The organism is Escherichia sp. MAL-1 (assembly GCF_052948035.1).
Genome location: NZ_CM129609.1, coordinates 4,584,913 through 4,604,038 on the forward strand (window position 1 = coordinate 4,584,913; position 19,126 = coordinate 4,604,038).

Annotated in this window: 17 protein-coding genes and 1 riboswitch; of the genes, 8 read left to right on the forward strand and 9 right to left on the reverse strand. The window is 51.8% G+C overall.

What is annotated here, in order from left to right; all coding sequences use genetic code 11:
- Positions 1 to 363 precede the first annotated feature (363 nt).
- From malE to xylE, 4 genes are all read left to right on the forward strand, one after another.
- Entirely contained in the window at positions 364 to 1,554 is a 1,191-nt protein-coding gene (gene malE / locus ACU8XX_RS22915; protein WP_000695387.1) for a maltose/maltodextrin ABC transporter substrate-binding protein MalE, read from the forward strand.
- Between the two features lie 153 nt (positions 1,555 to 1,707).
- Complete coding sequence (gene malF, locus ACU8XX_RS22920) at positions 1,708 to 3,252, forward strand: maltose ABC transporter permease MalF (protein ID WP_001297290.1); 1,545 nt, start codon at positions 1,708 to 1,710, stop codon at positions 3,250 to 3,252.
- Positions 3,253 to 3,266: 14 nt separating this feature from the next.
- Complete coding sequence (gene malG / locus ACU8XX_RS22925; RefSeq protein ID WP_001252058.1) at positions 3,267 to 4,157, forward strand: maltose ABC transporter permease MalG; 891 nt, start codon at positions 3,267 to 3,269, stop codon at positions 4,155 to 4,157.
- Positions 4,158 to 4,528: 371 nt separating this feature from the next.
- Positions 4,529 to 6,004 (forward strand): D-xylose transporter XylE, encoded by a 1,476-nt coding sequence (gene xylE, locus ACU8XX_RS22930; protein ID WP_001097274.1) that lies wholly within the window; start codon positions 4,529 to 4,531, stop codon positions 6,002 to 6,004.
- A 43-nt stretch (positions 6,005 to 6,047) separates the two neighbouring features.
- Here xylE and psiE read toward each other — a convergent pair whose 3' ends face one another.
- Complete coding sequence (gene psiE / locus ACU8XX_RS22935) at positions 6,048 to 6,458, reverse strand: phosphate-starvation-inducible protein PsiE (RefSeq protein WP_000202902.1); 411 nt, start codon at positions 6,456 to 6,458, stop codon at positions 6,048 to 6,050.
- 125 nt (positions 6,459 to 6,583) lie between these two features.
- Complete coding sequence (locus tag ACU8XX_RS22940; RefSeq protein WP_000487766.1) at positions 6,584 to 6,727, reverse strand: hypothetical protein; 144 nt, start codon at positions 6,725 to 6,727, stop codon at positions 6,584 to 6,586.
- Here ACU8XX_RS22940 and ACU8XX_RS22945 point away from each other — a divergent pair, their 5' ends adjacent.
- Positions 6,728 to 7,006 (forward strand): periplasmic protein, encoded by a 279-nt coding sequence (locus tag ACU8XX_RS22945; protein ID WP_001295279.1) that lies wholly within the window; start codon positions 6,728 to 6,730, stop codon positions 7,004 to 7,006.
- Between the two features lie 46 nt (positions 7,007 to 7,052).
- On the opposite strand, the gene ACU8XX_RS22950 is transcribed toward ACU8XX_RS22945, so the two are convergent.
- From ACU8XX_RS22950 to pgi, 5 genes are all read right to left on the reverse strand, one after another.
- Positions 7,053 to 9,149: a YjbH domain-containing protein gene (locus ACU8XX_RS22950; RefSeq protein ID WP_000745711.1), complete on the reverse strand. Its 2,097-nt coding sequence runs from the start codon at positions 9,147 to 9,149 to the stop codon at positions 7,053 to 7,055.
- Positions 9,149 to 9,886 (reverse strand): capsule biosynthesis GfcC family protein, encoded by a 738-nt coding sequence (locus ACU8XX_RS22955; protein WP_000595505.1) that lies wholly within the window; start codon positions 9,884 to 9,886, stop codon positions 9,149 to 9,151. Before ACU8XX_RS22955 ends, ACU8XX_RS22950 begins: the two co-directional genes overlap by 1 nt.
- Positions 9,883 to 10,521, reverse strand: a complete 639-nt coding sequence (locus tag ACU8XX_RS22960) for a YjbF family lipoprotein (protein WP_001301119.1) — start codon at positions 10,519 to 10,521, stop codon at positions 9,883 to 9,885. Before ACU8XX_RS22960 ends, ACU8XX_RS22955 begins: the two co-directional genes overlap by 4 nt.
- A gap of 114 nt (positions 10,522 to 10,635) precedes the next feature.
- Positions 10,636 to 10,878 carry an exopolysaccharide production protein YjbE gene (gene yjbE / locus ACU8XX_RS22965; protein WP_000757333.1) on the reverse strand — a complete coding sequence of 81 codons (243 nt, stop codon included), beginning with the start codon at positions 10,876 to 10,878 and terminating at the stop codon, positions 10,636 to 10,638.
- Between the two features lie 511 nt (positions 10,879 to 11,389).
- Positions 11,390 to 13,039 (reverse strand): glucose-6-phosphate isomerase, encoded by a 1,650-nt coding sequence (gene pgi / locus ACU8XX_RS22970; RefSeq protein ID WP_000789986.1) that lies wholly within the window; start codon positions 13,037 to 13,039, stop codon positions 11,390 to 11,392.
- A gap of 236 nt (positions 13,040 to 13,275) precedes the next feature.
- Positions 13,276 to 13,472: riboswitch (Lysine riboswitch) on the forward strand.
- A 91-nt stretch (positions 13,473 to 13,563) separates the two neighbouring features.
- On the opposite strand from pgi, the gene lysC reads away from it, so the two are divergent.
- Together lysC and ACU8XX_RS22980 are read left to right on the forward strand one after the other, a co-directional pair.
- Positions 13,564 to 14,913, forward strand: a complete 1,350-nt coding sequence (gene lysC, locus ACU8XX_RS22975; RefSeq protein ID WP_001290310.1) for a lysine-sensitive aspartokinase 3 — start codon at positions 13,564 to 13,566, stop codon at positions 14,911 to 14,913.
- Between the two features lie 252 nt (positions 14,914 to 15,165).
- On the forward strand, positions 15,166 to 15,438 hold the full coding sequence (locus ACU8XX_RS22980) for a DUF3811 domain-containing protein (RefSeq protein WP_001207634.1): 273 nt from the start codon (positions 15,166 to 15,168) through the stop codon (positions 15,436 to 15,438).
- A gap of 132 nt (positions 15,439 to 15,570) precedes the next feature.
- Here ACU8XX_RS22980 and rluF read toward each other — a convergent pair whose 3' ends face one another.
- Complete coding sequence (rluF, locus tag ACU8XX_RS22985; protein WP_000936377.1) at positions 15,571 to 16,443, reverse strand: 23S rRNA pseudouridine(2604) synthase RluF; 873 nt, start codon at positions 16,441 to 16,443, stop codon at positions 15,571 to 15,573.
- A gap of 211 nt (positions 16,444 to 16,654) precedes the next feature.
- On the opposite strand from rluF, the gene pepE reads away from it, so the two are divergent.
- Positions 16,655 to 17,344: a dipeptidase PepE gene (gene pepE / locus ACU8XX_RS22990; RefSeq protein WP_000421763.1), complete on the forward strand. Its 690-nt coding sequence runs from the start codon at positions 16,655 to 16,657 to the stop codon at positions 17,342 to 17,344.
- A gap of 90 nt (positions 17,345 to 17,434) precedes the next feature.
- On the opposite strand, the gene ACU8XX_RS22995 is transcribed toward pepE, so the two are convergent.
- Positions 17,435 to 19,066 (reverse strand): Na/Pi cotransporter family protein, encoded by a 1,632-nt coding sequence (locus ACU8XX_RS22995; RefSeq protein ID WP_000956830.1) that lies wholly within the window; start codon positions 19,064 to 19,066, stop codon positions 17,435 to 17,437.
- Positions 19,067 to 19,126 lie beyond the last annotated feature (60 nt).

Here is a 19,126-nt window from a genome sequence, read left to right on the forward strand (position 1 = left end):
CCCTTCTCCCTTTGTAACAACCTGTCATCGACAGCAACATTCATGATGGGCTGACTATGCGTCATCAGGAGATGGCTTAAATCCTCCACCCCCTGGCTTTTTTATGGGGGAGGAGGCGGGAGGATGAGAACACGGCTTCTGTGAACTAAACCGAGGTCATGTAAGGAATTTCGTGATGTTGCTTGCAAAAATCGTGGCGATTTTATGTGCGCATCTCCACATTACCGCCAATTCTGTAACAGAGATCACACAAAGCAACGGTGGGGCGTAGGGGCAAGGAGGATGGAAAGAGGTTGCCGTATAAAGAAACTAGAGTCCGTTTAGGTGTTTTCACGAGCACTTCACCAACAAGGACCATAGATTATGAAAATAAAAACAGGTGCACGCATCCTCGCATTATCCGCATTAACGACGATGATGTTTTCCGCCTCGGCTCTCGCCAAAATCGAAGAAGGTAAACTGGTAATCTGGATTAACGGCGATAAAGGCTATAACGGTCTCGCTGAAGTCGGTAAGAAATTCGAGAAAGATACCGGAATTAAAGTCACCGTTGAGCATCCGGATAAACTGGAAGAGAAATTCCCTCAGGTTGCGGCAACTGGCGATGGCCCTGACATTATCTTCTGGGCGCACGACCGCTTTGGTGGCTACGCTCAATCTGGCCTGTTGGCTGAAATCACCCCGGACAAAGCGTTCCAGGACAAGCTGTATCCGTTTACCTGGGATGCCGTACGTTACAACGGCAAGCTGATTGCTTACCCGATCGCTGTTGAAGCGTTATCGCTGATTTATAACAAAGATCTGCTGCCGAACCCGCCAAAAACCTGGGAAGAGATCCCGGCGCTGGATAAAGAACTGAAAGCGAAAGGTAAGAGCGCGCTGATGTTCAACCTGCAAGAACCGTACTTCACCTGGCCGCTGATTGCTGCTGACGGGGGTTATGCGTTCAAGTATGAAAACGGCAAGTACGACATTAAAGACGTGGGCGTGGATAACGCTGGCGCGAAAGCGGGTCTGACCTTCCTGGTTGACCTGATTAAAAACAAACACATGAATGCAGACACCGATTACTCCATCGCAGAAGCTGCCTTTAATAAAGGCGAAACAGCGATGACCATCAACGGCCCGTGGGCATGGTCCAACATCGACACCAGCAAAGTGAATTATGGTGTAACGGTACTGCCGACCTTCAAGGGTCAACCATCTAAACCGTTCGTTGGCGTGCTGAGCGCCGGTATTAACGCCGCCAGTCCGAACAAAGAGCTGGCGAAAGAGTTCCTCGAAAACTATCTGCTGACTGATGAAGGTCTGGAAGCGGTTAATAAAGACAAACCGCTGGGTGCCGTAGCGCTGAAGTCTTACGAGGAAGAGTTGGCGAAAGATCCACGTATTGCCGCCACCATGGAAAACGCCCAGAAAGGTGAAATCATGCCGAACATCCCGCAGATGTCCGCTTTCTGGTATGCCGTACGTACTGCGGTGATCAACGCCGCCAGCGGTCGTCAGACTGTCGATGAAGCCCTGAAAGACGCGCAGACTCGTATCACCAAGTAATGCTGTGAAATGCCGGATGCGGCGTGAACGCCTTGTCCGGCCTACAAAACTGAAACGCATGTAGGCCTGATAAGACGCATCAGTGTCGCATCAGGCAGTTGTTGTCGGATAAGGCGTGAAAGCCTTATCCGTCCTGGAATGAGGAAGAACCCCATGGATGTCATTAAAAAGAAACATTGGTGGCAAAGCGACGCGCTGAAATGGTCAGTGCTAGGTCTGCTCGGCCTGCTGGTGGGTTACCTTGTTGTTTTAATGTACGCACAAGGGGAATACCTGTTCGCCATTACCACGCTGATATTGAGTTCAGCGGGGCTGTATATTTTCGCCAATCGTAAAGCCTACGCCTGGCGCTATGTTTACCCGGGAATGGCTGGAATGGGATTATTCGTCCTCTTCCCTCTGGTCTGCACCATCGCCATTGCCTTCACCAACTACAGCAGCACTAACCAGCTGACTTTTGAACGTGCGCAGGAAGTGTTGTTAGATCGCTCCTGGCAAGCAGGCAAAACCTATAACTTTGGTCTTTACCCGGCGGGCGATGAGTGGCAACTGGCGCTCAGCGACGGCGAAACCGGCAAAAATTACCTCTCCGACGCTTTTAAATTTGGCGGCGAGCAAAAACTGCAACTGAAAGAAACGACCGCCCAGCCCGAAGGCGAACGCGCGAATCTGCGCGTGATTACCCAGAATCGTCAGGCGCTGAGTGACATTACCGCCATTCTGCCGGATGGCAACAAAGTGATGATGAGCTCCCTGCGCCAGTTTTCTGGCACGCAGCCGCTCTACACACTCGACGGTGACGGCACGTTGACGAATAATCAGAGCGGCGTGAAATATCGTCCGAATAACCAAATTGGCTTTTACCAGTCCATTACCGCCGACGGCAACTGGGGTGATGAAAAGCTAAGCCCCGGTTACACCGTGACCACCGGCTGGAAAAACTTTACCCGCGTCTTTACCGACGAAGGCATTCAGAAACCGTTCCTCGCCATTTTCGTCTGGACCGTGGTGTTCTCGCTGATCACTGTCTTTTTAACGGTGGCGGTCGGCATGGTTCTGGCGTGTCTGGTGCAGTGGGAAGCGTTGCGCGGCAAAGCGGTCTATCGCGTCCTGCTGATTCTGCCCTACGCGGTGCCATCGTTCATTTCAATCTTGATTTTCAAAGGGTTGTTTAACCAGAGCTTCGGTGAAATCAACATGATGTTGAGCGCGCTGTTTGGCGTGAAGCCCGCCTGGTTCAGCGATCCGACCACCGCCCGCACGATGCTAATTATCGTCAATACCTGGCTGGGTTATCCGTACATGATGATCCTCTGCATGGGCTTGCTGAAAGCGATTCCGGACGATTTGTATGAAGCCTCAGCAATGGATGGCGCAGGTCCGTTCCAGAACTTCTTTAAGATTACGCTGCCGCTGCTGATTAAACCGCTGACGCCGCTGATGATCGCCAGCTTCGCCTTTAACTTTAACAACTTCGTGCTGATTCAACTGTTAACCAACGGCGGCCCGGATCGTCTTGGCACGACCACGCCAGCCGGTTATACCGACCTGCTTGTTAACTACACCTACCGCATCGCTTTTGAAGGCGGCGGGGGTCAGGACTTCGGTCTGGCGGCAGCAATTGCCACGCTGATCTTCCTGCTGGTGGGTGCGCTGGCGATAGTGAACCTGAAAGCCACGCGAATGAAGTTTGATTAAGGGAGATAACAAAAATGGCAATGGTCCAACCGAAATCGCAAAAAGCTCGTTTATTTATTACTCACCTGCTACTGCTACTTTTTATCGCAGCGATTATGTTCCCGCTGCTGATGGTCGTCGCTATCTCGCTGCGTCAGGGAAACTTTGCGACCGGCAGCCTGATCCCGGAGCAAATCTCCTGGGATCACTGGAAACTGGCGTTAGGTTTTAGCGTTGAACAGGCTGATGGTCGCATTACGCCACCGCCATTCCCGGTACTGCTGTGGCTGTGGAACTCGGTAAAGGTCGCCGGGATTTCCGCGATTGGCATTGTGGCGCTCTCCACCACCTGCGCCTACGCTTTCGCCCGTATGCGCTTTCCAGGCAAAGCGACGCTGCTGAAAGGAATGCTGATTTTCCAGATGTTCCCGGCAGTACTTTCACTGGTCGCGTTGTATGCGTTGTTTGATCGTCTGGGTGAGTACATTCCATTCATTGGCCTGAATACTCACGGCGGCGTAATTTTCGCGTATCTGGGTGGGATTGCGCTGCATGTCTGGACCATCAAAGGCTATTTCGAAACCATCGACAGTTCGCTGGAAGAAGCTGCTGCGCTGGATGGTGCGACACCGTGGCAGGCCTTCCGCCTTGTCCTGTTGCCGCTGTCAGTACCGATTCTGGCGGTGGTATTCATCCTGTCGTTTATCGCTGCCATTACTGAAGTTCCGGTCGCGTCGCTGTTACTGCGTGACGTAAACAGCTACACCCTGGCCGTGGGGATGCAGCAATACCTCAACCCGCAAAACTACCTGTGGGGTGACTTTGCCGCCGCTGCCGTGATGTCTGCATTACCGATCACCATCGTCTTCTTGCTGGCTCAACGCTGGCTGGTCAACGGCCTGACGGCAGGTGGTGTGAAAGGTTAAAGATGTTGTTCTGCCAATGTTATGCCGCTGCACCCTCAACTTACGTTATCCCAACTTGTGACTGTTATTCGGCGCTCCACGGAGCGCCTTTTTTTCTTTCGTCTGCAATCTGAATCGTTCGCCGGTTAATATTTCCATCATAGAGCTTATTATTTTTACGTTATTTGTTTTCCCACTTACGATAATTCTCTTTCGTGCTCTGAGTCACGGCAATAGTATTGTTTTTATCAATTTTGGATAATTATCACAATTAAGATCACAGAAAAGACATTACGTAAACGCATTGTAAAAAATGATAATTGCCTTAACTGCCTGACAATTCCAACATCAATGCACTGATAAAAGATCAGAATGGTCTAAGGCAGGTCTGAATGAATACCCAGTATAATTCCAGTTATATATTTTCGATTACCTTAGTCGCTACATTAGGTGGTTTATTATTTGGCTACGACACCGCCGTTATTTCCGGTACTGTTGAGTCACTCAATACCGTCTTTGTTGCTCCACAAAACTTAAGTGAATCCGCTGCCAACTCCCTGTTAGGGTTTTGCGTGGCCAGCGCTCTGATTGGTTGCATCATCGGCGGTGCCCTCGGTGGTTATTGCAGTAACCGCTTCGGTCGTCGTGATTCACTTAAGATTGCTGCTGTCCTGTTTTTTATTTCTGGTGTAGGTTCTGCCTGGCCAGAACTTGGTTTTACCTCTATAAACCCGGACAACACAGTGCCTGTTTATCTGGCAGGTTATGTCCCGGAATTTGTTATTTATCGCATTATTGGCGGTATTGGCGTTGGTTTAGCCTCAATGCTCTCGCCAATGTATATTGCGGAACTGGCTCCAGCTCATATTCGCGGGAAACTGGTCTCTTTTAACCAGTTTGCGATTATTTTCGGGCAACTTTTAGTTTACTGCGTAAACTATTTTATTGCCCGTTCCGGTGATGCCAGCTGGCTGAATACTGACGGCTGGCGTTATATGTTTGCCTCGGAATGTATCCCTGCACTGCTGTTCTTAATGCTGCTGTATACCGTGCCAGAAAGTCCTCGCTGGCTGATGTCGCGCGGCAAGCAAGAACAGGCGGAAGGTATCCTGCGCAAAATTATGGGCAACACGCTTGCAACTCAGGCAGTACAGGAAATTAAACACTCCCTGGATCATGGCCGCAAAACCGGTGGTCGTCTGCTGATGTTTGGCGTGGGCGTGATTGTAATCGGCGTAATGCTCTCCATCTTCCAGCAATTTGTCGGCATCAATGTGGTGCTGTACTACGCGCCGGAAGTGTTCAAAACGCTGGGGGCCAGCACGGATATCGCGCTGTTGCAGACCATTATTGTCGGAGTTATCAACCTCACCTTCACCGTTCTGGCAATTATGACGGTGGATAAATTTGGTCGTAAGCCACTGCAAATTATCGGCGCACTCGGAATGGCAATCGGTATGTTTAGCCTCGGTACCGCGTTTTACACTCAGGCACCGGGTATTGTGGCGCTACTGTCGATGCTGTTCTATGTTGCCGCCTTTGCCATGTCCTGGGGTCCGGTATGCTGGGTACTGCTGTCGGAAATCTTCCCGAATGCTATTCGTGGTAAAGCGCTGGCAATCGCGGTGGCGGCCCAGTGGCTGGCGAACTACTTCGTCTCCTGGACCTTCCCGATGATGGACAAAAACTCCTGGCTGGTGGCCCATTTCCACAACGGTTTCTCCTACTGGATTTACGGTTGTATGGGCGTTCTGGCAGCACTGTTTATGTGGAAATTTGTCCCGGAAACCAAAGGTAAAACCCTTGAGGAGCTGGAAGCGCTCTGGGAACCGGAAACGAAGAAAACACAACAAACTGCTACGCTGTAATCTTCCTGTCCAGCACGCCGCGCCATTTCGGCGTGCTGACTTTTTACTCCCGCTTCAGCCGTTTCGAATTACACAGCCACAGGGTGATCACCAGTAACAGGATCGCAGCCGAGTAGATCAACACATCCAGTGGCGATTTATGATCGACGATGATCAAGCGCACAATGGCGGTGATCCCAATATAGACAAAGTAACGTAGCGGGAAGTGAAAACCGGACTGAAAGTACTTCACAATCAGCGCGATAAATTCGAAATAGAGAAAGTAAACCACCAGTCCTTCTACCAGCTCATATTTGCTGGTTTGTTCTGGCGCGAACAGCACATCAGCCAGATGCACCGTTTCTTTGCCGAGGAAGACAACCAAAATCAGGCCGAGGCACAGCAGGCCAAGATTGAGTACGGTCTGCAAAATGGTGGAGATAAACTCCACGCGCGGACGAGAGAGTGACGTCATAGCAGTACCTCCTTCACAGTGGCGAGCTTCCTGTATAACGCAAAAATGTGACGGAGATCTATATTTTTTGTGTATGTTTTGTTCAACCTGGATTTGGAGCGCGCCTCCACCAAAGCCGGATATACCTACCCGTAGGCCGGATAAGCCGCGCCTGGCGGCGCATCCGGCAAGACAAACCGCACCAAAGCCGGTAATTCAAAAATCACCCATTCAGGTGATTCCCAGCCACCAGCAATGCGCGAAAAATCGACAATGTTCCTCTGGAACAAATGAAACGTAACCTGATAAAGGTGGTAAAAATGAAGCCTTATTTTGCTGCTTTGATGTTATCAGTCTCTGTTCTTCCTGCTTATGCTGGTCCGCTCGGTACTGCTGATAAAGCCGACCTACCGCAAAGCAATGTCTCCAGCCCAATGATGGCCCAGTCGCTCAGGCAACCAGACCTGCAACCGATATCGACGGACAGGAAGACAGAATGTTTTCGCCTTTACACACCAGATCGCAAACCGGGAGTGAACTGCGTTCCTGATGGCTCGACAGGCCATTAAGAATGAAGGTGCCAGTGAGTGCGAAAACTGGCACCTTTCCCATGACTTAGCGGAAATTGACGCTACGGTCGCTGGTCATGTCATACAACTGGAACTTACGCCCAAGTTGCTGACCACCGTCACGCGTCAGCGGCGTCCAGCCAATCGCCGCACGGCTGCGTGTCGGGCCAGACGAGAAGAGATCCAACGGTACCGAGACATACACGCCTTTGGTGAAGTCCCCTTCGCCGTACTCCTCTTTCGAAACATTAGTGATCGTGGCATAGCCACCCACCACCACGCCGCTATCAAAGCGTTTGGCGATCTCCAGCGTGCCGCCTTTATCCCCTGCCAGATACTGCCCGACGCTGGCTTTAACTAACACATCCTGAGCGAAAGATGGCGTCCAGTAGGCGGTCAGATGTCCGGTTTTCACGCTGTAGTCGGTGAATTTCATCATATCTTTTGCACTACGCCAGTCGCGCTGTTTAACGTAGTTGGCATCCAGACCAAACGCCCAGTTGCTGTCCAGCGGGCGATACAACACTTCTGCCCCCGCACCGCCAAACATGGTTTCGAGATAACCACCGTAGACCTGACCGTAGAAGCCGTTGCCCAGATGCTGGAAGTAGTTGGCTTGCAGGTTATTCACATAGACATCGTTCTGCACATACTCGCGCACATGGGTACGCACGCGCGGTAAGTGCGAGTCCTGCGGAGGATTAGTGTAGTTAAACTTGTCGTAGTTGTTGGCAAGATTTGCAAACAGGCTGCCGGTGGTCAGCAGATGGTCCGTCAGCCACAAATCTGCCGTTCCCATCACGCCCAGCTGATACATGTAAAAGTTTTCCGGGCCACCGACCGACTGGTTCAGCACCGGATCGATATGGAAATCAAAGCGTGATTTGTCGATATACCAGCCCTGCTCGGTGGACTGCGGAACCACTGGCTCGACGCGTTTTTGCGCCAGCGTCGTTTCGTGGCCCAACGGCTCTCCGGCGAGATGATTTTTCAGGCTGGCGACATCGGTTTCCGTCGTCACCTGCGGCATGTTAAGGCGATTTTCCGTAATGCGGATCGTTTTGATCCCATCCGGCAGATCGTTCATCACGATCCGATTCGCACGGATGATCCCTTCGCGCGAATCACGATATTTCACCTGCTCGCCGGTAACATACAGCGTATCGCCTTTCGCCTGGATCTGTGGATCGGCAAGTCCAGCATTGTATTTCAACAGCGTTAACTGATTCGCCACCACCGAATGCTGCAAAATGGCATCCTGCGGCTGCGGTTGATATTGCGGGCGGGCGTTATCGTTGTAAGACGGGCGCAGATCGTTAAAGTTGGTGCGCAACGTAACGCCAAACATAAAGGTGTTGCCACGTTCATAGCTAAGGTTAACGTCGGCCCAATCGGTAACGCGATAAATCGCACCGACGTTAAACTTACTTTTTTGCTCCAGCTTCCCGGCAAAATCCTGCTGATAATTATTGCCTTCATACTCCAGTTTCAGGCGCAGCGGTTGCCAGGGCGTCTGGTATTCCACGCCGCCAAACAGTGAGGCAGGACCGTGGAACATCTGGCTACCGTCGATAGATCCCGCCTGTTTGTAGCTGTTATCGCGATAGCAATATTTATCACTGGCTGAACAGAGCGGATTTTTCACATTACCGCTGGTGCCCAAATATCCCCAGCCCAGGCCGAGCGTAAAATCGAACGGCCCCCAGGCTTTGCTGGCAACAAGATATTCCGCATCAAACAGCCCCGTACCGCCGATATCCCGCGCACCAACCGCCACTTGCGGCAGCCAGTAACTCTCTTCCCACAAACGCAGTTTGAGATCGAAGGCTTTATCTTTATACGTTTGATCGCCAGAGAACGCTTCGACGCTGCTGTACTGCCGGGTGCGCACGTCGGTGTAGCGCAGCGTTGTTTCCAGCCACGGGAAGAGTTGCACTGAAGCTGAGTAATAACGGTACTGATCGTTATCGCGATAGTTCAGGCTCAACTCCCCTTCCCGCGCCATGCGTGCGGTGGGCGTTTGTAATAATCCTACGCCACCGAAATCCGACTGCGACGGGCCAATGGGCGCAGGATATGTTTCGCCGTAGCAAGCCATGCTAATGCCCAGCGCCAGTAAGCTAAGCAGATGTCTTTTTTTCATTATTGGGGTATCCGCTGCGTCAGAGTCTGAAGAATGTCGGCGTTAAGGGCATCAGGCGTCTCACTCCAGACGGAGTCCGCGAGGCCAACATAAATAATGCTGCCGGGCATCGGCTCTACGTGACGCTTGTTCCAGTAAGCCACCGGCGCTTTTTGCGTGCGTCCGTCCGGGTAAACCACCCACGCGTAGCTGCGATCCGCACCGCTAAGCAGGTTCTGCCCGGAGAGATAGCTCGCCACGTCGCGACCTGGAGTGAATGGCTGCTTGCCAGGACGGCTGATAAGCCCGAACAGCGTGACCGTGGACGGTGGTGGCCCGACCCACAGCGTGTAGTTGCCCTGCAACGGTGGGTTACCGCGTTCGGCAACGCGGACGATATCAGGATCAAGATTGATTTTTTGCCTGCCCGTCACTTTCAACGCCTGAATTTGCTGGCGTAAGGCGTTAATCGCGGCGGCATCGTCGGCGCTGGAATCTGCAGCCAGTTCTGCCAGCCGTGTCAGCAACGCCTGCTGCTGCCGCAATGCTGCCGCCGTTGCCAGCTCTTCGCTAATCACCGCACCGGGCCACCAGCTGTTTGCCAGCCGCGGTTGGCCTACCAGATCGATTAAATGCTCTGCGCCCGTTAGCGTTTTGGCCTCACTGCTGCCATTGCTGAACACCTTGACGGTTCCTGCCGCGAAGACCGATGACGCTCCCACACTCAAAAGCAACGCGACAAAAGTTTGTTTAATCATTGTTTTGCCGCCTTGATGAGAGTGGTTTTCACCGGGAAATAATCCGCGCCGAGATACTGTTCCGACTGGCGAATTTGCCCTACGCTGTCGATCCAATAGCGGTTATGCCAGCGCGCCTGGTCGGTGGAGACTTCTTCGTCCAGCACGCGAACCGGGGTTTCATCGCTGCCGACTTTGACGGTATCGGTACCATTCCATTTGAAGACTGATCGTGCGGTGGCGTAGCGTACCTGCTTATACTCGGTCCAGCCCATCGTGCGCGTCCAGGTTGCACCATCAATGATTTGTGCGGGTTTAATCAGCGGGTCGGCGGCAAGGTTATTCACTTCAATCAGGTTGTCGCCGCCAAGCAAAGTCTTCACCAGACGACCATGTTGTGTGACGAGAGTGGCTTGATCCTGAGTGACCCATTTTTGTTGTCCGTCTTCAGCGAAGGCCAGCACCACAAACAATTGCGGCCCGCCATTAAGCTGCATGTACTGGCTGGCGTAGGGCATATTTTGAATATCATCGTCCGTCAGCTGTACGCCTGGCGTGCCGAACAGACTGTCCCACAGTGAATTGCCCAGCTCTTTAGTCGTGGCTGAACAGGCCTGTAATAACAGGCAGATAAGAATGAGTGCAGGTCGCTTCACGACTCTTCTCCAGAGGGGCAGAATAACCACACCGGAGTGTGGTTATGGTTAATCCCCTTCATATTTCAAGCCACAGATGCGATGACTCGAATTATTTTGGGGATACATACTTTATTACTGGGTACTGGTGGTTGTGGTTGTGGTGGTCCCGGTATTAGAACCATCACCGCCACCGGTTGCCGCGAGCGCGACACCCACCGCCGAGCTTACGGTGCTGACGCTGGTCGCGGAGGAACTCCCCGCCGAAACCGACGTTGCTGCCGACCCTGCCGCTTCGCCCACCTGTACAGGTGCAGCCCACGCAGAAGTCGCCGCAAGCGCAGATATGGCAAAAATGCCATACAGAACTTTTTTCATAACAATTTCCCTTCATTGAATGAATGGAGATTTACCCAAAAACATTTCGGGCGGGATCGAGTATACACAACTAAAGCATGCGAATTACGGCGCGAGGAATTAGCGATGGTGTTTTAGGATAATTGGAATGAATATCAAATATAAGTTTCAACTTATATTTAAATAACAATAAAAATCATAAACTTAAAATAAAAACAAAAGTAATTAATCTGCGTATTTTCCGAAATAAACAACGATTAAAAATCTATTTTAGGATTAACCTCACGGTATGATTTCCGTTAAATCACAGACAAGGGGATTTATCTGATAAAAAAATGCCGACATAACGTCGGCATTGTTATTAAGGTTATTTAATCAATCGTGCTATGTATTAATTGCCGAATACGATGTACATATCGGCATCGACCTGTAGGCCTGATAAGACGCGACCGCGTCGCATCAGGCATCGGTTGCCGGATGCGGCGTGAACGCCTTATCCGGCCTACATAGCGGCATCAGGCATGAACGATGATTAACCGCGCCACGCTTTATAGCGGTTAATCAGACCATTGGTCGAGCTATCGTGGCTGCTGATTTCTTTATCATCTTTCAGCTCTGGCAGAATACGGTTTGCCAGTTGTTTACCCAGCTCCACGCCCCACTGGTCGAAGGTGAAGATGTTCAGGATCACGCCCTGAGTAAAGATTTTGTGCTCATACAGCGCAATCAACGCCCCCAGGCTGAACGGAGTGATTTCGCGCAGCAGGATGGAGTTGGTCGGGCGGTTACCTTCGAACACTTTGAACGGCACCACGTAGTCAAGCGTTGCCGGATCTTTACCCTGATCGCGATATTCCTGCTCAACCACTTCACGGGATTTACCAAACGCCAGCGCTTCGGTCTGGGCGAAGAAGTTAGACAGCAGTTTCTGGTGGTGATCAGAGAGCGGGTTATGGGTGATAGCCGGGGCGATGAAATCGCACGGTACCATTTTGGTTCCCTGGTGGATCAGCTGGTAGAACGCGTGCTGACCGTTAGTGCCTGGTTCACCCCAGATAATCGGGCCAGTCTGGTAATCCACAACGTTACCGTTACGGTCAACATACTTACCGTTGGACTCCATATTGCCCTGCTGGAAGTACGCCGCGAAACGGTGCATATACTGGTCATACGGCAGAATCGCTTCAGTTTCCGCACCAAAGAAATTGTTGTACCAGATGCCAATCAGCGCCAGCAGTACAGGCAGGTTTTTCTCGGCAGGCGTGGTGGAGAAATGCTTGTCCATCGCGTGTGCGCCAGAAAGCAGTTCAACGAAGTTATCAAAGCCGATGGAGAGAACAATCGACAGGCCAATCGCTGACCACAAAGAGTAACGGCCGCCAACCCAGTCCCAGAACTCGAACATGTTGGCAGTATCAATACCAAACTCGCCAACGGCTTTGGCATTGGTGGAGAGCGCAGCGAAGTGTTTCGCAACGTGTTTTTCATCACCTGCCGCTTTCAGGAACCAGTCACGCGCGCTATGGGCGTTGGTCATGGTTTCCTGAGTGGTGAAGGTTTTAGATGCTACCAGGAACAGCGTGGTTTCCGGGTTTACTTTTTTCAGCACTTCAGCGATGTGAGTCCCATCGACGTTAGAAACAAAGTGCATGTTCAGGTGGTTTTTGTACGGACGCAGTGCTTCGGTCACCATGTATGGGCCGAGGTCAGAACCGCCGATCCCGATGTTCACTACGTCAGTGATTGCTTTGCCGGTATAACCTTTCCACTCACCGGAAATAATCGCTTCTGAGAAGGTTTTCATCTTCTCCAGCACCGCGTTGACTTCCGGCATTACGTCTTTGCCATCAACCAAAATCGGGGTATTGCTACGGTTACGCAGCGCTACGTGCAGCACGGCGCGGTTTTCAGTGCGGTTGATCTTCTCGCCAGAGAACATCGACTTAATCGCGCCCGCCAGATCGCACTCTTTCGCCAGATCCTGTAATTTCGCCAGCGTCTCTTCGGTGATGCGGTTTTTGGAGTAATCCACCAGCATCTGATCGTCGAATGTTGCGGAGAACTTAGAAAAACGATCGCCGTCTTTAGCAAAAAGATCGGCGATCGTAACGTCTTTCATTTCATCGAAGTGTTTCTGTAGTGCCTGCCAGGCAGCGGTCTGCGTTGGATTGATGTTTTTCATTAGCAATACTCTTCTGATTTTGAGAATTGTGACTTTGGAAGATTGTAGCGCCAGTCACAGAAAAATGTGATGGTTTTAGTGCCGTTAGCGTAATGTTGAGTGTAAACCCTTAGCGCAGTGAAGCATTTATTAGCTGAACTACTGACCGCCAGGAGTGGATGAAAAATCCGCATGACCCCGTCGTTGACAACCGCCCCGCTCACCCTTTATTTATAAATGTACTACCTGCGCTAGCGCAGGCCAGAAGAGGCGCGTTGCCCAAGTAACGGTGTTGGAGGAGCCAGTCCTGTGATAACACCTGAGGGGGTGCATCGCCGAGGTGATTGAACGGCTGGCCACGTTCATCATCGGCTACAGGGGCTGAATCCCCTGGGTTGTCACCAGAAGCGTTCGCAGTCGGGCGTTTCGCAAGTGGTGGAGCACTTCTGGGTGAAAATAGTAGCGAAGTATCGCTCTGCGCCCACCCGTCTTCCGCTCTTCCCTTGTGCCAAGGCTGAAAATGGATCCCCTGACACGAGGTAGTTATGTCTGAAATTGTTGTCTCCAAATTTGGCGGTACCAGCGTAGCTGATTTTGACGCCATGAACCGCAGCGCTGATATTGTGCTTTCTGATGCCAACGTGCGTTTAGTTGTCCTCTCGGCTTCTGCTGGTATCACTAATCTGCTGGTCGCTTTAGCTGAAGGACTGGAACCTGGCGAGCGATTCGAAAAACTCGACGCTATCCGCAACATCCAGTTTGCCATTCTGGAACGTCTGCGTTACCCGAACGTTATCCGTGAAGAGATTGAACGTCTGCTGGAGAACATTACTGTTCTGGCAGAAGCGGCGGCGCTGGCAACGTCTCCGGCGCTGACAGATGAGCTGGTCAGCCACGGCGAGCTGATGTCGACCCTGCTGTTTGTTGAGATCCTGCGCGAACGCGATGTTCAGGCACAGTGGTTTGATGTACGTAAAGTGATGCGTACCAACGACCGATTTGGTCGTGCAGAGCCAGATATAGCCGCGCTGGCGGAACTGGCCGCGCTGCAGCTGCTCCCACGTCTCAATGAAGGCTTAGTGATCACCCAGGGATTTATCGGTAGCGAAAATAAAGGTCGTACAACGACGCTTGGCCGTGGAGGCAGCGATTATACGGCAGCCTTGCTGGCGGAGGCTTTACACGCATCTCGTGTTGATATCTGGACCGACGTCCCGGGCATCTACACCACCGATCCACGCGTAGTTTCCGCAGCAAAACGCATTGATGAAATCGCGTTTGCCGAAGCGGCAGAGATGGCAACTTTTGGTGCAAAAGTACTGCATCCGGCAACGTTGCTACCCGCAGTACGCAGCGATATCCCGGTCTTTGTCGGCTCCAGCAAAGACCCACGCGCAGGTGGTACGCTGGTGTGCAATAAAACTGAAAATCCGCCGCTGTTCCGCGCTCTGGCGCTTCGTCGCAATCAGACTCTGCTCACTTTGCACAGCCTGAATATGCTGCATTCTCGCGGTTTCCTCGCGGAAGTTTTCGGCATCCTCGCGCGGCATAATATTTCGGTAGACTTAATCACCACGTCAGAAGTGAGCGTGGCATTAACCCTTGATACCACCGGTTCAACCTCCACTGGCGATACGTTGCTGACGCAATCTCTGCTGATGGAGCTTTCCGCACTGTGTCGGGTGGAGGTGGAAGAAGGTCTGGCGCTGGTCGCGTTGATTGGCAATGACCTGTCAAAAGCCTGCGGCGTTGGCAAAGAGGTATTCGGCGTACTGGAACCGTTCAACATTCGCATGATTTGTTATGGCGCATCCAGCCATAACCTGTGCTTCCTGGTGCCCGGCGAAGATGCCGAGCAGGTGGTGCAAAAACTGCATAGTAATTTGTTTGAGTAAATACTGTATGGCCTGGAAGCTATATTTCGGGCCGTATTGATTTTCTTGTCACTATGCTCATCAATAAACGAGCCTGTACTCTGTTAACCAGCGTCTTTATCGGAGAATAATTGCCTTTAATTTTTTTATCTGCATCTCTAATTAATTATCGAAAGAGATAAATAGTTAAGAGAAGGCAAAATGAATATTATCAGTTCTGCTCGCAAACGAATTCCCGTACACTGAACTCTCTGGCTCACTGAGGGCACCATCATGGCACTCCCCCGTATTACCCAAAAAGAGATGACTGAACGCGAGCAGCGTGAACTTAAAACACTGCTGGATCGGGCGCGGATTGCGCATGGTCGCGTATTGACCAACTCCGAAACCAACAGCATTAAGAAAGATTACATCGATAAATTAATGGTTGAGCGTGAGGCTGAAGCGAAAAAAGCCCGCCAGTTGAAGAAAAAGCAGGCTTATAAACCGGATCCTGAAGCGTCATTTAGCTGGTCAGCAAATACGTCGACGCGCGGCAGGCGCTAATCCACAATCAACGCCTGAGATTTTCACTCGTCAGTGTGAACACAATTTTCCCCTCACCCTAACCCTTTTCCCGAAGGGGCGAGGGGACTGTCCGGGCACTTTTGGGCCGTTTTCATCAGTCTGAGGCGTTAATCAGCGCCCCTTCTTTTTACGCCCCGGCGAGGTAAAACGCTTACCGTTGGACGCCGGGCGACCGCCTTTTTCCGCCGTTTTTTCCATCTTAACGACTGGACGTTTGATGCCCGCTGTTTTCGGTTTGGCCTTCGCTTTAGGTTTTACCTCGGAAGAGGAATTTTCAATGAGCTTAAAGAGGTCGATTAACTCATCGTCGGTTAAATCGCGCCATTCCCCCAGCGGAATGCCGCTTAAGCTAACGTTCATGATGCGCGTGCGTTCCAGCTTTTTCACTTCATAGCCGAAATGCTCGCACATGCGCCGGATCTGACGGTTCAGCCCCTGCACCAGGGTAATGCGGAAGACAAACGGCGCTTCTTTTTTAACTTTGCACTTTTTGGTCACTGTCCCGAGGATTGGCACCCCCGCACTCATGCCGCGAATAAACTCCTCGGTAATCGGTTTATCGACCGTCACCAGATACTCTTTCTCATGATCATTGCCAGCACGCAGGATCTTATTCACCAGATCGCCGTGATTGGTGAGGAAAATCAGCCCCTGGGAGTCTTTATCCAGGCGGCCAATCGGGAACACGCGTTTGCTGTGGTTAACGAAATCGACAATGTTATCGCGCTCGCCATCTTCGGTGGTGCTTACAATACCAACGGGCTTGTTCAGGGCGATAAGTACCAAATCTTCGGCTTCCCGAGGTTCAATCAACTGACCGTTTACTTTCACAACGTCGCCGGGTTTCACCTGATCGCCAATGGTGGCTCGCTTGCCATTAAGGAACACATTGCCTTGCTCGATATAGCGATCCGCTTCGCGGCGTGAGCAAATTCCGCTTTCGCTGATGTATTTATTTAAACGGACTGATGAGTCGGGCAGCATAAATTCTCCTGTAAAAAACGGAATATACCGTACCTTTGGGTTGATAAAAAATAGTCATGAGCGAACTATTTGTTATTTCCATTGGCTTGAATTCGTTACCTGCTCAAATCACTTTCCAGAAGCAATGTGCGACATCGTGAGCCATGTCAGTAAGTGGTTAAATTCGCAGTGGTAGCATGCCTCCCGTGATTTCTTACTAACCGGAGAAGTAATGGAACTGCTTTTATTGAGTAACTCGACGCTGCCGGGTAAAGCCTGGCTGGAACATGCACTGCCGCTAATTGCTGAACAGTTGCAGGGTCGCCGCTCAGCGGTGTTTATCCCTTTCGCTGGCGTAACGCAGACCTGGGATGATTACACAGCGAAAACGGCTGCGGTTCTCGCTCCGCTGGGTGTTTCTGTCACCGGTATTCATAGCGTTGTCGATCCCGTTGCCGCGATTGAAAATGCTGAGATCGTGATTGTCGGCGGCGGGAATACTTTCCAGTTGCTGAAACAGTGCCGCGAGCGCGGGCTGCTGGCACCAATTACTGACGTGGTTAAACGTGGCGCTCTGTATATTGGCTGGAGCGCAGGCGCTAACCTTGCTTGCCCAACTATTCGTACCACCAACGATATGCCGATTGTCGATCCGCAAGGTTTCGATGCGCTAAATCTGTTCCCGCTGCAAATCAACCCGCACTTCACCAACGCGCTGCCGGAAGGCCATAAAGGTGAAACCCGTGAGCAGCGTATTCGCGAACTGCTGGTCGTCGCGCCAGAACTGACGATTATTGGTCTACCGGAAGGTAACTGGATCACAGTGAGTAAAGGTCACGCTACGCTGGGTGGCCCGAACACCACTTATGTGTTTAAGGCTGGTGAAGAAGCGGTTCCGCTGGAAGCTGGTCACCGTTTTTAAGTGAATTGCCGGATGCATGATCCGGCATCTTGTTCATAGTGCCTGATGCGACGCTTGACGCGTCTTATCAGGCCTACAGGATTCACAATATTAATACTCGTCCCGTCCTTCATCTTCATCCGGCTGTTCCAGCACACTGTAAGCCACCGAACAAAACAGCGAGTTCAGGCGCTGCATATCTCCCAGTAAGCCTAAATGTAGCGAACTGGTTTCAATGCTCTGCACGTTTTGCTGATGCAGGCGATCGACGTGGGCGTGGGAATAGCGGCGATTAAGAATGCGAAAACGATGTTTGCTGCGACGCAAACGACGAGCGCTGGTGACATCGCCAGAGAAGAACACCGACATTGCCAGCTTTAAATTACTGAGCAATTGCTCATAGAGCGCATCCAGTTCCTTCAACCCATCAAGCGAAAATGCCCGCCGTGCTGCCAGTGATTTGTCAGCAATTTCGCTGCCCATGCGCTCGACGATATCGGAGGCCTGTTCAAGGTTGAGCGACATTTCGATGATCTCTGCCCAGCGGCGCGACTCTTCCTCCGCCAGCTCTTCTTTTGGCATCCGCGCCAGATACAGCTTAATGGCGGTGTAGAGAACGTTGATATCATCTGCCAGCTTACGCAGCTCTTTCTCCTGCCGTGGCTCACCGTGCATCACTTTATTCAACCCTTCCATCATCTGTTCCATGGCGTCGCCAATGCGCAGGGTTTCGCGCGCGGCGTTCGCCAGAGCAAGCGTGGGCGTATCCAGCGCGCTGACATCCAGATGTTTAGGCCGTAGCTGGGTATCCAGTTCCGGTTCATCGCGAATAATCGTTTTGCAAAACCGTGCCATCGGGTCAACAAATGGCAGCATGACCAGGCAACGTACAAGGTTGTAGAAGACGTGGAAATAGATCACCAGTTCCGCTTTTGGCAATGACAACTTCCCCATTGTCTCTGCCAGCAAATGGACAAACGGCAGGATAATCAGGCTACCCACCAGCTTAAACAGCAGACTACCCAGCGCGACACGGCGGGCTGCGGCATTGGCGGCACTGTTGTTGAGCATTGCCAGCAGACCGGAACCGAGGTTAGCACCAATCACCAGACAGAGCGCCACGGGGAAGGAGATAATGCCTGCGGCGGTCAGAGTCGCGGTCAGCAGTACAGCAGCAAGGCTGGAGTAGCTGATAATGGCGAACATCGCGCCAATCAGCGCATCCAGCAGAATATCGCCGGTCAGCGAGGCAAAGATCACCTGAACGCCGTTTGCCTGGGTGATCGGCGTTACGGCCTGCACAATCAACTCCAGCGCTAGCAAAATCAGCCCAAGACCAATACCGACGCGGCCCAGTTGCCCGGCGCGTGACTGTTTGCGTCCGAGGAAAAAAATCACGCCGATAAAAATAAGTAACGGTGACAGCCAGGATAAGTCGAAGGTGAGAATACGCGCCATTAGCGCCGTCCCGACATCTGCACCCAGCACAATGACCAGAGCCGGTGCGAGGGCTACCAGATCCTGAGCGACAAACGAGGTCACCAGCATGGTGGTGGCATTACTGCTCTGTACCAGTGCGGTAACGCCGATCCCCGCGCAAAAGGCGAGCGGCTTTTTTTCGACGCTCCGGCTAAGGACAGTACGCAAACGCGCGCCGAAGACGCGCATTACGCCGGTTCGAACAATATGAGTCCCCCAGACCAGCAGGGCGACGGCAGAAAGCAGGTGAAGCAGCGTTAACACGAGTTCAGGTTCTCCTTATCGTTATATGTTCCTGAAGCAATTGAATGACCAAAGGACCGG